The 15,464-nt window shown below is 43.4% G+C and carries 12 protein-coding genes and 1 other RNA gene; all 13 read left to right on the forward strand.

Annotation, left to right across the window (positions count from 1 at the left end; genetic code table 11):
• The first annotated feature begins 3 nt into the window (after positions 1-3).
• The 13 genes from V7R35_RS00045 (at position 4) to V7R35_RS00105 (ending at position 15,391) form a co-directional block, all read left to right on the forward strand.
• Positions 4-918, forward strand: coding sequence for a hypothetical protein (locus V7R35_RS00045; protein ID WP_334012453.1), 915 nt, complete (start codon positions 4-6; stop codon positions 916-918).
• Complete coding sequence (locus V7R35_RS00050) at positions 915-2,516, forward strand: TnsD family Tn7-like transposition protein (RefSeq protein ID WP_334012455.1); 1,602 nt, start codon at positions 915-917, stop codon at positions 2,514-2,516. Before V7R35_RS00045 ends, V7R35_RS00050 begins: the two co-directional genes overlap by 4 nt.
• On the forward strand, positions 2,513-2,770 hold the full coding sequence (locus tag V7R35_RS00055) for a hypothetical protein (protein ID WP_334012456.1): 258 nt from the start codon (positions 2,513-2,515) through the stop codon (positions 2,768-2,770). Before V7R35_RS00050 ends, V7R35_RS00055 begins: the two co-directional genes overlap by 4 nt.
• Positions 2,771-3,070: 300 nt before the next feature.
• Entirely contained in the window at positions 3,071-3,472 is a 402-nt protein-coding gene (locus tag V7R35_RS00060; protein ID WP_334012457.1) for a hypothetical protein, read from the forward strand.
• Positions 3,473-3,520: 48 nt separating this feature from the next.
• Complete coding sequence (locus tag V7R35_RS00065) at positions 3,521-4,342, forward strand: hypothetical protein (protein WP_159118435.1); 822 nt, start codon at positions 3,521-3,523, stop codon at positions 4,340-4,342.
• Between the two features lie 783 nt (positions 4,343-5,125).
• Positions 5,126-5,515 (forward strand): hypothetical protein, encoded by a 390-nt coding sequence (locus V7R35_RS00070; RefSeq protein ID WP_334012459.1) that lies wholly within the window; start codon positions 5,126-5,128, stop codon positions 5,513-5,515.
• 75 nt (positions 5,516-5,590) lie between these two features.
• Positions 5,591-8,164, forward strand: coding sequence for a protein translocase subunit SecD (gene secD, locus V7R35_RS00075; RefSeq protein ID WP_334012461.1), 2,574 nt, complete (start codon positions 5,591-5,593; stop codon positions 8,162-8,164).
• 95 nt (positions 8,165-8,259) lie between these two features.
• Positions 8,260-8,611: RNase P RNA component class A (gene rnpB / locus V7R35_RS00080), an RNA gene on the forward strand.
• A 446-nt stretch (positions 8,612-9,057) separates the two neighbouring features.
• Positions 9,058-10,188 (forward strand): methyl-accepting chemotaxis protein, encoded by a 1,131-nt coding sequence (locus V7R35_RS00085; protein WP_438823442.1) that lies wholly within the window; start codon positions 9,058-9,060, stop codon positions 10,186-10,188.
• 64 nt (positions 10,189-10,252) lie between these two features.
• Positions 10,253-10,618 carry a response regulator gene (locus tag V7R35_RS00090; RefSeq protein WP_334012464.1) on the forward strand — a complete coding sequence of 122 codons (366 nt, stop codon included), beginning with the start codon at positions 10,253-10,255 and terminating at the stop codon, positions 10,616-10,618.
• A 38-nt stretch (positions 10,619-10,656) separates the two neighbouring features.
• Positions 10,657-12,579, forward strand: a complete 1,923-nt coding sequence (locus V7R35_RS00095) for a chemotaxis protein CheA (protein WP_334012466.1) — start codon at positions 10,657-10,659, stop codon at positions 12,577-12,579.
• Positions 12,576-13,079: a chemotaxis protein CheW gene (locus V7R35_RS00100; protein ID WP_334012467.1), complete on the forward strand. Its 504-nt coding sequence runs from the start codon at positions 12,576-12,578 to the stop codon at positions 13,077-13,079. Before V7R35_RS00095 ends, V7R35_RS00100 begins: the two co-directional genes overlap by 4 nt.
• Before the next feature lie 5 nt (positions 13,080-13,084).
• A complete protein-coding gene (locus tag V7R35_RS00105; protein ID WP_334012468.1) occupies positions 13,085-15,391 on the forward strand; it encodes a methyl-accepting chemotaxis protein in 2,307 nt (768 codons plus the stop codon).
• Positions 15,392-15,464: the final 73 nt, after the last annotated feature.

The raw sequence follows: 15,464 nt of genomic DNA on the forward strand, positions 1-15,464 counted from the left end.
CTTATGTTGAACACCAGTCTTTCATCCATAATGCTAGAGAATATTAACATCAAACCCGGTGAGTATCTTCCAACCTATTTCTATCGACTCAAGGAGTATGCAGACTTTTTCGCTCCAAAGGAATTTTTAAGTCTTTTTCAATTATCAAGTCCTCGTTTGATAGGAGAGACCATGCCAAGGTGGGCAGTGAAGTTTGCAGTAGAAGCCTATGGAAGAAAAAGATTCGAGGATGTACTGACTGATAATATGGTGGGCAAATATTGGCAAGGATTCATCTCTCGTGATGTATTAAATGCACATGTGAAAACTCAATTGAATGACAAGGCAACGGGACGCGTACTGTTTGATGCTGAAAAGCTACTAATGCCTTATCACTCTCTAAAATACTGCTCAAAGTGCCATGATGAAGAAGTAAGAGCCAAGGGCTTTGCTATTTGGAAAGCAGATCATCAAGCAATGACTGCTTTTATTTGTCATCAGCATAATACCGCGCTGAGGCAACGTTTAGTGAGCGAGTTTAATGGGTTTGAATACTCAGGCGATTTTTTTGATAAATCTTTTTTTAGCACTCCCCATATTACACTTTTTCACCGTTGGCTTGATTGGGAAACCAAGCTGCTGATGAGAAGAGGTGTTGAATATCAACGGGAGCAAGTCGAACTTCACAAGCGTGTGTTTATGGAGAGTAGCTTCTATTCCCATTCTCCAAGTAAAGCGAGCGTTACTCTCAATAAGCAATGGCAAAGTGCGCTCCAACGATACTTCACTGTTTTGTTTCCAAATTTACAACGTTTTGCTGAAGTCACTGCTAACAATAATGCATTCAAAGCCAGTGCTATGATGGCTGAAAATGGCAGTATTCATCCTTTAATGTTTTTGTTATTCAAGTTTTTCTACATGCATGAATATCGACCATGAGTAGAATCTTGTACACACCTCGCATTCAACCTGATGAAACTTTGTTTTCGTATGTTGCTCGGTGTCATTGGCTATGGGGAGATGTCTCATACACGGAGACTTCGTTGGAATGGTTCGGCTATGAAGGGGGGTGCTTAAATCAGCTTTTGCCTAGCCATATTCAGGATATCTCTTGTCACTCTGAATACGGTATAGACTATCTTTTACATAACCACACAGCTTACCCTTTGCATATTCTTTATAACGCCCGCCATGAAGCACTGAAGGCGGCAATGTGTGGCGCTGGTGATATGAACATAGCAAACCTTTCATGCTCACCACAGTTGGCATTTGGCTCTTTAATACAAAGCAATTTCTGCCCAGAATGTGCTAAAGAAGATATAACTAAAATAGGTATCGCTTATTGGCATTTGTCACATCAATTGTGGGGAGTGAATGCATGCTTCAAACATGGGTGTGAACTAACCAGTGTTCCTTTTAACCATCGAAAATATCGGCTCCCACGTTATTTTAAGCCAATACAGTCTGTTATTCCTTCAGACGCTAATGCACAGCAGATAGAGTTCGCAAAGCATATCGTGCAATTGCTACGTAGTAACAATATCGAAAATGTTGGTCAGCAATACTTAAAAAGTCTATTTCACTCACGAGGGCTGTTTACATCGCAAATGCATATTCGGATGTCTACGGTGTTAGAGCGCTATAACGAGGTAGCTGAAGCGCTTTGTCTCCCCAGTGTGTTGAATACCAGAAGTATTCGTCGAATAGTTTTCGAACAAGATTTAAGCATTCATCCATTGAAACCTATTCTGCTTGAATTCATAGTAAAAGGAATGCGCGAAGAATCAGCGCCTCTCCCAATACCTGCTCCTAAACCCCTAAAAATGTCTGAGACCATTGAGTCACGAGCAATAGCACTATTACAAAGTTATCAATTTAACGTTGCGGAGATAAGCAGGCGCTTGAAAGTGAGTCATGGCTACGTAAAACAATTAGCCAACCGAATTGGCGTAAAGACAACAGAACGAAAACAAATTGTCACCGCTGACATAGAGCGACAAGCAATAAAAATGGCAATCGAAAATGTGAGTTGTAAGGATATTGCAGCCAAACTTGGTGTGTCAGAACCATCGATTACTGGAGTAGTTCAGTCTGTTGATGGGCTAAGCCTATGGCGTCAATATTTAAGAATGTATGAAAAGCGGGATGCCGTAAGGGCGACTTTAATTGAGGAGAGAAAACGCCGTGGCCTACTTAATCGAGCAGAGTTAAGAGAGCATCAAGGAAACGCTTTGAACTGGGCATATCGATACGACAAAACGTGGCTTGATGCTACCTTTCCCATCCAAGCAAACCATGCCAATCACAGTGCAAAAATATGGGAGAAGCGAGACACATCTCTTTTTCCAAAATTCAAAGGGTTCCTTAAACAACAATTAGAAACAACCAACAAATTGCCTAGTAAATATGCGCTAGACAAAGCATTTGGTAATCATCGCTGGTTTACATGCAATTTTACTAAGCTTTCGAGGTGCAAGCGCATGTATGACATGGTCAAGTTCAAAATAACACAGAGCAATGAAGGGAAAAGCGAATGACAAAAAAATCTGAAAGTAATGAAGCGAGTCAGAGGAGTGTTAAGTTACAACTTGATAGCTCTTTGATAGATGACGCAAAGCAAGCGATAGCTAATTACCCAAAAACACCCAGTGAGCAAATTGAGCAGTGGGCCTATGTAGGAATGATAGTTGAGCGTCAATTGACAGGCCAAGAGCAATTACAATTAATGACTGGCGAAGCTGTAGTGTCATTTAAAACGAACACAAATAAAGAGGGAGAGAAACGTAGGTAGCGTTTCTCCCCCTATGTATCGCGATAATACACAACCTCAAAAGTAGTATAGCTTAAATTTCAACCTAAAGTCTCGTTGAAGACACTGCACTCTATTTCACTATAAAAGGTAAGTGTGAAGCACCTTTGGGGAGAATCATTTTCAGAGGCAGACAGTCTTACGCATGAAAAAGCCGTGCTCAACACTATCATTTAGCCCAAACGGCTTTATTCGAGTGATGATAGTAATATCCTTAATGATTTAATCGGTACTGTTGAAGCATCGTTTTCTACAATTGCTGTCTTTAGAAAGAAAAAAAACTTGAAAAAACTTGCCAAATCAACAAATGAGTTGGGGTTAAGTCACTGGCTCATATCTAACTTTAAATGCAGTGACAGACAAGGATTGGACAGCAGCGGCAACGCAGGGCTTTCTGGCCTAAGTTCCACAGCAGATGGTAGGCAGCTTACAGATAACTACCTTTTTGGGATAGATAGAAAAAGTGGCGCATTGTCTCGAACCTCAGGCCTCAGCGCATCTCAAAAGCAAGAGATTAGGAATGCATTTAACAGTGGAAAGATTAAAACCCGTTACACTGTTGTGAAAGACAGGCATGCTGGCGCAGGTGTTACGCAGGGGCTCACAAAAAAAACTGAACTGGGTGTTGGCGGGTCATCTCAAATTAATGAAATCGTAATTATTGAATTGCCACTAAAAAAATAAGGCGTTAAGTAATTGGGGCCCTTTTGCGAGGCCTCTTTAAGGAAAAGAATGAAACAACTTCCAGACGACACTAAACAAGAGCTTTCACTTCAGTTGAAAGATACACTTCAGACCATCGAATGTTATAATCCAGCCACTGCGGCCAACAAGGTGACGAGTTACTATGGTACAGCTGGCACAAGCTTTGTAGGGGGATTTAAAGCGAACCTACTCGGTGATGAAAATTTATCAGAAAAGTTGTTTGTCGACGTTATTCCAAATTCTAGGATGGCCGTAGCAGAGAATAAAGTATCTCATGATAACAGCTATCAATACGCCCTATTTAGTTACGCACTATTGCTCGGTTATGAAGAACAGGTTGAGGAGTCGGCAGCTCTACTTTTAGCACTGGACATTCCCAACGATATGAGATTTAGAGCTCCGCCAGAATTCTACCTTATGCTTGCCCATCTATGGCGCGGTGAAACCGATGCCGCTATACAAATGCTTGATGGTATAGAAAAGCTGGAAAGCAAAAAAAGTGAATTCTATATTCAACCCGGGGTTAGCAAGCTTGTAAGAGGCGTTGTAAACAACGAGCCCAGTTTAATGAAAGAAGGTGCACGCCTTCTGTTTGACAAGCACTTACACACAACCAAATACTTCAGAACGGCACTTGAAAATAATCATTACTTTTGTGAGCCCGTTACGTTATTGACCATAGTAGGTCGTAAACTGGGTGTTGATGTGAAAGCCAACATTGGCGATACAACCGCCGTGTTGAAAACGAAAACATTTAGCCCAATTGATAGGCCCGAAATACCCGCCAACAAGAAGTTCGAAGTGCCCGTAGACCTATTGCCCTCTTGCTTTCTGAAAACACGAGGCTAATTCTACTGCATTTTGATTTGTGCATTAGCCTTAACAATTAATTCTTGGTATATCATCACAGCTTGTTGTTGCACGCTTTGATAGGCACTCTGAAAATGACTGGTTAAAATTAAGAGAAAGATTCGAAAAGGAATACGAAGAGAAACTTTAGTTTTTGAAGGTACTTAAGTAAAGGGCTCATCAAACGGACCCTGTCAATTACATACTCATTCCATCAAAATCAATTTCAATCGAAAGTGTAAAACCTAAAGCCTGAAGGTCTGCTGTTTGTCTGAAGCGGACTTTCGCAAAAGTTATGTCCAACGTCCGCTAAAGGCCTCATAGCTGTCGCTTAAGTACTAGCTTGGGGAAGGCAGCTACTTACAAAGTTTCGACTATGAGATTGATTTTTTTAAACATCTTTATTAAAAATAAGGTTCCACCCACTTATTGATTTTACTGGGCAGTATTAAACGACTTATTTACTGTAAACATAAACACCGAATTAAAAATAGGTAAACGCAAAACCAAATAAATAAGAAGCCCTCAAAATGAGGGCTTTTTTGTGTTCGCTACAAAATTATCGTTTGGTTCTTCATTTGAGTAAGCTTATTTAGAGTTCGATTCTGCAGCTAGAATTTAAGGGAGCTCTTAAAATAAATACTCCCGCCCCTTGATTCATTCTTATTTGCCTACACAACTTTTAAGCTGTTAAGATTTGAAGAACAAAGTGCAGATTAAAAGGATGAGAAGACTTCCGGAAATCTAAAGCGCTTGTAACACTAATTGCCGACTTTTTGGGTAATGACAACACCAAGTACAACACCAAAAACAGACACAATAAGACAAAAATACACGTCATTATTATGGGCGTGGGTATTGTCGTGTCTTGTATTTACAGCTGGGTTTGACCGCGTAAATACCCTTGGTGATGTGAGTGTAAACAAGCAGTCACCGCTTGCTCATTTTAGTCACGAAGCTGGTAGTTACTCATTACGTTTTCACGGGCTAAGGCTTTTTGCTAATGGGAACGAACATGGCAGTGACGACAGCGAGCCCGATTATCTAGCTCAAACATCGACAAATACAGTGAGGCAGTTTGTTGCTGCGCGTATTGTCAAATTGCTACACGTAGAAACGCTCTCTCGTTTCTATCTTCATTTTGCTAGAGCACCACCACTTATTCTGAAGTAATCAAAACTTGTTTGCGCCAACCTTTCTCCTAGTTGAAAGGGCGCAGGTTATTTTTATTTTTTCAGGATTTCCAAAATGGCACGATTTTCATTTCGTGGCGTTGTATATGCACTAGTCGTAATGCTAGGGCTTTCAAGCGCTGCGCCCAATATTTTACCTCACTCTGCAAAACAGTATTTACCTCAGTGGTATACAACACAGGCCTTAACGCTAGGGCTCGATTTACAAGGCGGTTCTCACCTGCTTTTAGGCGCTAATACTCATGCGCTGCAAACCAAACAGCTAAACAGTTTTAGCAACGATTTGTTTAATGTTATGCGAGAAAACAACATTCGTTATACCAAGCATAGTGGTGCAGCAATTAACGACAAACAAACCGTTGCGTTTACACTTCAAAAAGCGGGTGATGCAAGCACCGTTAAACGGCTTGCTTATGATTTATCACTTCAGCCATCAGGCAAAAGCGCGCTTGATATAAACATCGACGGTGGCAAACGGGTTTATTTGAAGCTTGATGAAACGTATGTGCAGCAGTTAGTCCGCGATGCACTTAACCGAAGCGTAGAGGTTGTTAGGAAGCGCTTAAATGAAACTGGGCTTACAGAGCCCAGCGTAACGCTACATGGGAACGACGCTATTTTAGTACAAATGCCAGGTGTGTCTGACCCCAGTGAAGTAAAGCTATTACTTGGCACAACAGCACAAATGCAGTTTCACTGGCAGGTAAACGATGCGCACGTTCCCTCAATGACAAAACAAGACGCAAAAGGAAATACGTATCAACTGGAACAGCGCGTTGCGCTTGAAGGCGAGCGCATTGTTGACGCTGCTGGCGTGCTAAGTAACCAAACGGGGCAGCCGGTTGTTTCATTTAAACTTGACAGCGTGGGCGCTAAAAAGTTTGCCAATATGACCCGAGATAATATTGGGCGTGTTTTAGCAATAGTACTAGACGATACCGTAGTGACGGCGCCGGTGATTAATAGCGTTATACCGGGTGGTCGTGGCGAAATAAGCGGTAATTTTACTCTGCCAGAAGCTGGTAACGTGGCATTGATGCTTCGAACAGGGGCATTACCGGTGCCACTGGATGTTTTAGAAGAAAGAACTGTGGGGCCCGATTTAGGTAGCGATGCTATTCAAACGGGTATCGAAAGTGGGGTGGCTGGCGCACTTTTGGTTCTGGCCTTAATGGTAGCCATCTACGGCCGCTGGGGCGTTATTGCAAGTATTGCTTTGTGCGTGAACATGGCGCTGGTTTTTGGAGCGCTAACCCTGTTTGGCGCAACATTAACCTTGCCAGGTATTGCAGGTCTTATTCTTACAATGGGTATGGCCGTAGATGCGAATATTCTGATAAACGAGCGAATTCGCGAAGAAAGTAACAAAGGTAGGCCTGCAAAAAGCGCTATTCACATAGGTTTCGATAAGGCTTTTGCCACAATTGTCGATTCAAATTTCACAACGCTAATTGCAGTAAGTTTGCTGTTTATGTTTGGCAGTGGCCCAGTAAAAGGGTTTGCTATTACTATTGCGCTAGGGCTTTTGTCTTCGCTCTTTACCGCAGTAGCGTTAACTAAAATGTTGATGCTGTTCACTGTTGAAAAGCACCAAACGCGTAATAAGGAAAAAACCTTTGAAAGGGAGCCGCTTACCTTTTCTTCGCCCTTGTTGGCGTTAAGCGACAAGCTGTCTGGGATTAACTTTTTAGCGCCTCGTAAAATCGCGTTAATCGCATCGGTGTTAATAACACTGCTGTCACTAGGTCTGTTTGCCAAACCCGGCTTAAATTATGGCGTCGATTTTACTGGCGGAACCATGATTGAGCTGACCACACCAAAACTTGATACCGATGCGCTTCGCACCGCAATACAGCGTGGTGGTTTTAAGCAGATTACTATTCAAGAATACGGTGAAGCGAACCACTATTTGTTAAGAGCGCCAGCTGTGTCTAATCAAACTGAAAGCGAGAAGAGCGGCGAACAAAATAGTGAACAGTACACACAAAAACTTAAGCAGGTAATTAGCGAGGCGGATGCTACCGTGTCGTTCGACAAAGTGGATATGGTTGGCCCCAAAGTCAGTGGTGGTTTTGCCGAGCTATCTATATTGGCTTTGCTTATTGCAGGAGCGGGCATGCTTGTTTATCTGTGGGCGCGTTTCGAAGCTCACTTTGCAACTGCTGCATTGATAACTGTATTACTTGACCTTACTAAAACCATTGGTTTTTTTGCTCTAACTGGCATCGAGTTTAATTTAACGGCAGTGGCGGCACTACTTGCGCTTATCGGGTATTCAATTAACGATAAAGTGGTGGTGCTTGACCGCATTCGCGAGCTTATTCGGTTAGATGCTACCGTTCCTTTATACAACATAATTAACGAAGCTGTGAATAACACCTTAAGCAGAACCGTGTTTACTTCTATTACAACGTTGATGGCGTTGTTGCCTATGGCACTTTTTGGAGGCGATGCCGTGGCTAGTTTTGCTTTACCCATGGTGTTTGCGGTGGTTATAGGTACTACATCAACATTGTATATCACTTCTACTTTGCTTTATTTACTGGGAAGTAGAAGAGAGAAGCAGGGGAAAGCGCAGTTAAAGCCCACTGCCGAGGAAATTAAGGCATCGCTGGCACATATTCCTTAAACATGGAGTGAGGGCAATGCGTTAGATTGCCCTCGTGTTACTGCAGGTGTTTATGCTTGTCGCTATTACTAACTACTTCATGTAGAATGCGCCGCGGAGTTGGCCAGGCAATCGCCGCTTTCGTAAGAAAGGGGAGGAAAGTCCGGGCTCCAAAGGGCAGGGTGCCAGATAACGTCTGGGCGGCGCGAGCCGACGACAAGTGCAGCAGAGAGAATACCGCCTAAGCATGTTTACATGCCGGTAAGGGTGAAAGGGTGCGGTAAGAGCGCACCGCACCTCTGGTAACAGAGTGTGGCAAGGTAAACTCCACCCGGAGCAAGACCAAATAGGATCCCTCAACGTGTGGCCCGCATGGGGATCGGGTAGGTTGCTTGAATCAGTGAGCGATTGCTGATCTAGAGGAATGGTTGCCCACGACAGAACCCGGCTTATCGGCCAACTCCATCCTTCCTATTATTTTTAAATAAAATACTCGCTTAAAAGCTAACTCCATATACTCAGACCACACAAAATGGATGGTAATGAAGCGTTGGAAAGTAGCTTCATTACCGCTGCTATAACGTCATCATTAATGCAAATCACCGCTAAAAGCATCGAATTTTTCCGTAAAGCTACATCCCATATAAATACTGAAAAAAGACTGGCGAACAATATTAAATGTCTTTCCTTTTTGGTAAAAAATTAACTTTGTGTCACAAATGTCACCAAAGTGCTTAATGTATTCAAAAGTATAATTGTCGGAGGTGAAAATTAGACCATACTGAAGTTGGTTGTTAATTGGACGTTAATACGATAGCGGCAGATAAGGTGGTCTTGTGTCATTACTAACAGCGAAAGGCTTTAATAATTTTTTGTTCAGCAAGAGCAGTGCATTCGTTGTTTCGTTTTTTATTATGCTGGTGAGTTGGATCTTATCTTTCACGTCAACTGCTCAGATCAGTCTTGCTATCAGTTCGGTTTGTGTGCTGTTTTTGCTGTTTGCTTTATCAAAAGCGTCTAGTGAAAACGCTGTTGATACTAACGTTAACGAACATAGCGTTGAAAACCACCCATCTTCAAATGGGGCTTTGAAAGACCAAGGCTCGGTAGAGTCTGCAGTAGCTGAAGCAAATAATATTTTATCGGTTACTTCATCAAATATTATGGATGTTTTTTCTACGCAAAACGATGCGGTTTCTACACTGAGCGAGTCCTTCATATCACTCCAAGGTTTGTTAGGTCAGCAAGAGATAAGCATTAATAATTTGCTGAAAGATGACGACAGCAGCGACGGTGCTTATGCCGACAAAATGCGTTCATTTGCTTCTGACACTGATGCTACGCTTACGCAGTTTATTGATTCAACAAAAGAAATGACCAAGTCTACACAAGCCTTGGAAAACCAGGTGCAAACCATTCAAGAGGCAATGCCTACTGTTATCGAAGCTTTAAGCGGGATTGATGATATTTCTTCTCAAACTAACCTTTTGGCACTGAACGCTGCCATCGAGGCTGCTCGCGCTGGAGAGGCAGGTCGAGGATTCGCAGTTGTTGCTGATGAAGTGCGTGCGCTATCAACCCGCTCTACGCAGTTTAGCGATGTGATAAAAACCCAAATAGAAAATATTAAGTCGCTTATCGACAAACTAACGGAAACAGCGGAAGTTGTTGCGTCACAGGACATCTCTCACGTAGTCAACGCGAAAGATGAAATAAGCGAACAGCTTAGAGGCATCATTAAAAAAGCAGAGTCCGATATTCGGGGAGCAAGCGAACTCGAAGCTATCAGGCAACAGTTGGCAGACTCAACTGCAGCGGCCATTCGAGGTTTACAATTTGGCGATATTAACGGACAAAATCTTAATTACACCCGCGAAACAATCGATTTTGTGGTTGAGCAGCTTTCATTGTTAAGTACTGAAGGCGCTAGCCAAGTAAGAGAAAGCCTTAAGAATTACCAAGTCTCGTTAACTGAAAAAGGACAAGCGGACCACAATCCGGTATCTGCTACTTCAATGGACGCGGGTGATGTCGAGCTTTTTTAGCATCAAGAAATTTATTTTCAAAGCAATGTAAAAGCAACGTTGATGAAACAAAGGTGGTTGAATTATGAGTAAAAGCATACTGATTGTTGATGACTCTGTGTCTATACGCCAAATGGTTGAAATGACGCTAAAGTCAGCAAATTACAATGTAACGACTGCCCAAGATGGACAAGATGCATTGGATAAGTGCCAAAGTGCTAGTTTCGATTTTGTACTTACCGATCAAAACATGCCTCGCATGGACGGCCTCACGCTCATTAAGTCTTTACGAGGGCTGGCCAACTTTCGTTCTACACCAATAGTTATGCTAACAACGGAAGCCGGTGATGACATGAAAGCAAAGGGAAAAGCCGCCGGAGCCACCGGATGGATGGTGAAACCCTTTGACCCAAATAAGCTGCTGGATGTAATGAAGCGAGTTTTGGGTTAATTAAACGTTGGTTTTAATTGGGCGAGTGGGAGTTAATCATGACCATTGATGTAAACCAGTTTCACGGTGTGTTTTTTGATGAGAGTGATGAACACCTCCAAGACATGGAGCAGTTGCTCATGACCTTGGACGTCGATGCTCCCGACCCCGAAGAGTTGAACAGTATCTTTAGGGCAGCGCATTCCATAAAAGGCGGCAGCGGTATCTTCGGCTTCGATGCGTTAATGAACCTTACCCATGTCATGGAAAACCTACTCGACAAAGCGCGTAACCAAGAAATTCAGGTTACGTCTGATATTGTCGATATTTTTCTGCAAACTCTCGATGTACTTAAAGACACCCTAACAGCTTATAAAGAGCAAACCGAACTGCCTCAAGAGCAAATAGATGCCAGTATTAAAGTACTTGAAGAAACGCTTGCGAATGCATCAGGGCAGGTGGTGGCAGGTGCTCATGACTCTCCCGAACAAAACGCAGAAGATGAAACCAACGAAATTGAGGGTTTTGGTTTCTTTGATGAAGAAGAGACCGAAGCGCAAGTGCAAAGTGAAAAGAGCGCAGACGACATAGAAGGTTTTGGGCTCTTCGACGACGAAGCGACTCCTACCAAGGCAACAAGTGACGCAGAAAAAAAACGTGACACCAGTAAGGTCGATGAAGGTTTCGGTTTCTTCGAACCAGAAAACCTTCCCGTAAAAACAGAGAGCACCCAGCCAGCAGCCCCTAAACAGCCGATAGTGAAACCGGTAAAAACTCAGCCAAAGGCGGCAGCAAAAGAAGCCGCATCAATCCGCGTAGACACAACCAAAATTGATGCAATGGTTAACCTAGTCGGTGAGCTCGTTATCACACAGTCTATGCTTTCTAACGTGGGTCAAGAAGTTGAAGGGCAGGTGGGTGAACGCCTTCAGTTGGCTATCGATGAGCTGCAGCGCAATACTCGTGAAATTCAAGAGTCGGTGATGTCCATGCGTATGCTGCCGGTGAATATGACGTTTAATCGTTTCCCTCGAGTAGTGCGCGACCTGTCGTCAAAGCTAGGTAAGAAAGTCGACTTAGTTATTCAAGGTGGCAACACTGAAATTGACAAGAGCCTTATCGAAAAATTAGTCGATCCACTTACTCATTTAGTTAGAAACAGTATTGACCACGGTATCGAAAGCCCTGAAAAGCGCCTTGAAGCGGGTAAGTCTGAAAACGGTACAGTTATTTTAAGTGCAGAGCAGAAAGGCAGCAGCATTATTATCGGCATTATTGACGATGGGGCAGGCTTAAACAAAGCTCGTATTCTAGAGAAAGCCACACAAAACGGGTTGGCGGTTACGCCCGACATGCCAGACAGTGAAATTTGGCAGCTTATATTCCAAGCGGGTTTTTCTACCGCAGCAGAGGTTACCGATGTATCAGGCCGTGGCGTAGGTATGGATGTGGTTCGCAGAAACATAGAATCGATTGGCGGGCGCATCGAAATAGAATCGTCACAGGGAGAGGGTTCAGCCTTTTACATCCACTTACCCCTTACGCTTGCCATTGTAGACGGCATGTGTGTCTCGGTGGGTGACCAAATTTTTGTTATTCCGCTGCTTAATGTTATCGAATCCTTTCAGCCTACCGCTTCTCAAGTAAAAACACTTGGCAATGACAAAGTGCTTTGGATTAGAGATCAATATTGGCCTTTAGTGTCGCTTACTCAACTTATGCAAGTTGATGACGGCATTACTGAACCAACTCAAGGCATAGTGGTGCTTCTGGAAAGCAGTAAAAAGCGCTACGGCGTGTTGGTGGACTCTTTAGTAGGTCAGCAGCAGGTAGTGATCAAAAGCTTAGAACAACACTACAAAAAGGTCGCAGGGATTGCAGGCGCCACCATTATGGGGGATGGCAAGGTCGCCATGATTTTAGATGCCGACTCGGTAGCGGCAAATTGTACCACTATTCCGAATGAAGAGGTTTCACTATGAGCGAAGCAGCCCTACAGCAAGCCGTAAGTGCGTCGAAAGAGAGTGAGTTTTTAAGTTTCGTGTTGGGCAATGAACACTACGCCCTAGATATCACGACGGTGAAAGAAATTCGCGGCTATGAGCAAGTCACCAAGATAGCTAACGCACCAAGCTTTATTAAAGGTGTGATTAATTTGCGTGGCGACATTGTGCCCATCGTGGATCTGCGCATTAAGTTCAACGTGGGCGAAGCCACCTACAACGACTTTACTATCGTCATCATGCTAAACGTTCACGATCGTATCGTTGGCATTGTCGTTGACGGGGTGTCTGACGTAATTCGCCTATCCGAAGAAGACATGTTGCCACCACCAGAGTTCGGTGTGGCGTTTGATAGTAAATACCTTCACGGGTTAGCAGATGTCGAAGAGCACATGGTGATTCTAGTGAATATTGAGAGCTTAATTACTAGTAACGAGTTGGGCTTAGTTGAAACAAAAACACAAGTGGTTGAGGGCTGAAGACAATGGGAATCATGACGTGGTTAGAGGACTTCACGAAGGCAACGGACGTAAATCAAGCATTGAGAAACAAACAGGCGCTTGATGCAACAACATGTTGCATCATGATGGCTGATGCAGAAAGAAATATTATTTACGCCAATCAGTCGGTAAAAACACTGCTTAAAGAAAATGAAAAAAAACTTCAGGCTGTTCTTCCCAGTTTTTCTGCTGATAATTTGGAAGGTCAGAACATCGACCAATTTCATCGTAATCCGTCACATCAGCGCAATATCTTAGCTGAACTAAAATCGACAATGACTTCTACAATAAGCATAGGCGACTTGAACTTTAAGCTCACGCTAACGCCTTTTTTCGACCAAGACAATCAAAACATAGGCACTATGGTTGAATGGGTTGATCAGTCTGAGCTACTTATCAAAAGTACCATGCTTAATGTATTAAACGACGCTCAAGCGGTGATCGAGTTTAATGCAGACGGTGTAATCCAAAACGCAAACGACAACTTCCTAAATGCGCTTGGCTATAGCCTTAACGAAATTGTAGGCAATCATCATAAAATGTTCTGTGATAACCAGTACATTCGCACGGAGGAATACGCACAATTTTGGCGCGATCTCAAAGCGGGTAAGGCGCAAAATGGAGAATTTTGCCGTTTGGACAAAATGGGTAAAGAGGTTTGGATTCAAGCGACCTACAACCCGGTATTTGATGGTGATGGCAAGGTTATTCGCGTAGTGAAGTTTGCCACTGACATTACTGCATCTAAATTACGTAACGCTTATTTCGAAGGGCAAATTGAAGCAATAAATAAAGCTCAGGCGGTTATTGAATTTGACCTTGACGGAAAAATTCTTAACGCCAACGAAAACTTCACCAACACGGTTGGCTACAGCTTAGACGAAATTGTTGGCAAACATCACAGCATGTTCGTTGAAGATGAATACAAGCGTAGCGTTGAATATAGCCAGTTTTGGGAGCAGCTACGTCAAGGCGTACTGTTTACTGATGAGTTTAAGCGCGTGGGCAAAGGTGGTAAGGAAATTTGGATCCAAGCATCATATAACCCTATTTTGGATCAAAACGGCAGAACCCATCGCGTAGTGAAATATGCCATTGATATCACGGGTAGGAAGCAAGCTATAAGCGATATCAAAACGGCAATGAATGAATTGGTTCAAGGGAATTTGGACTGCCGCATCGAGCATGAATTCGACGGCGAGTTTAAAGAGCTCGGCACGTCAATCAACCGCTTTATTGACGATATGCGCCGTATTATCGGTTCTATCAGTGATGTGATGACCCGCTTATCTGGTGGTGACTTAACTGCTGAACTTGATGAACAATTTGAAGGCGAATTCCAAGTATTGGGCGATGCTATAAATCAGTTCGTCGGCGAGATGTCTGGCACTATTGGCTCCATCTACCAAGCGGTAGAGACCATTAATACTGCTTCATCTGAAATAGCTACAGGAAACTCTGACCTTTCAAGTCGCACTGAACAGCAGGCATCAAGCCTTGAAGAAACAGCGTCGAGTATGGAAGAGCTTACCGGTACGGTAAAACTTAACGCTGAAAACGCGGAACAAGCTAACAGTTTAGCATCGCAAAGTTGTGAAATCGCGTCGCGCGGCGGTGAGCTCATCCGCCAGGTGGTTGACACCATGTCTTCAATCAACGAGTCAGCTCAAGAGATCTCAGACATTATCGGTGTGATCGACGGCATTGCATTCCAAACCAATATACTAGCCTTGAATGCCGCTGTTGAGGCAGCTAGAGCAGGCGAGCAGGGCCGTGGCTTTGCGGTGGTGGCGTCAGAAGTAAGAAGCTTAGCCCAGCGCTCTGCTGAAGCGGCAAAAGAGATAAAAGAGCTTATATCAGACTCGGTAAGCAAAATTGACGGGGGCAATAAACTTGTCAATCAGTCTGGCGAGACTATGGAAGAGGTGGTGACGTCTATTAAACGAGTTAATGACATCATGTCGGAAATTGCTGCCGCGAGTTCGGAACAAGCTTCAGGTATTGAAGAAGTGAGCAAAGCGGTGGTGCAGATGGATGAAATGACACAGCAAAATGCAGCACTGGTAGAAGAAGCAGCAGCGGCGGCTGAAAGCTTACAACAGCAGGCCGGGAATCTGACTGAACGTGTGTCGAGCTTTAATATCGGCGACAGAGCAACTATCACTGAGGCGCTCCCTCAAAAAGAGCATCATGTGGTGAAAGAAAAAAAAGTGGCTCCAGTGGCCATGTTAAATACAAATAAAAAGCTAGCTCCTAAAGTACCGAACAATGATGAGTGGGAGTCTTTCTAGTTAACTAAAGGCGAATTCTTCAAAAGGGAATTCGCCTTTTTTATAAGTTGCGGGTTTATTCAGCGCTTCAAAC

This window comes from Alteromonas sp. S167 (genome assembly GCF_036864375.1).
Lineage (GTDB): Bacteria > Pseudomonadota > Gammaproteobacteria > Enterobacterales > Alteromonadaceae > Alteromonas.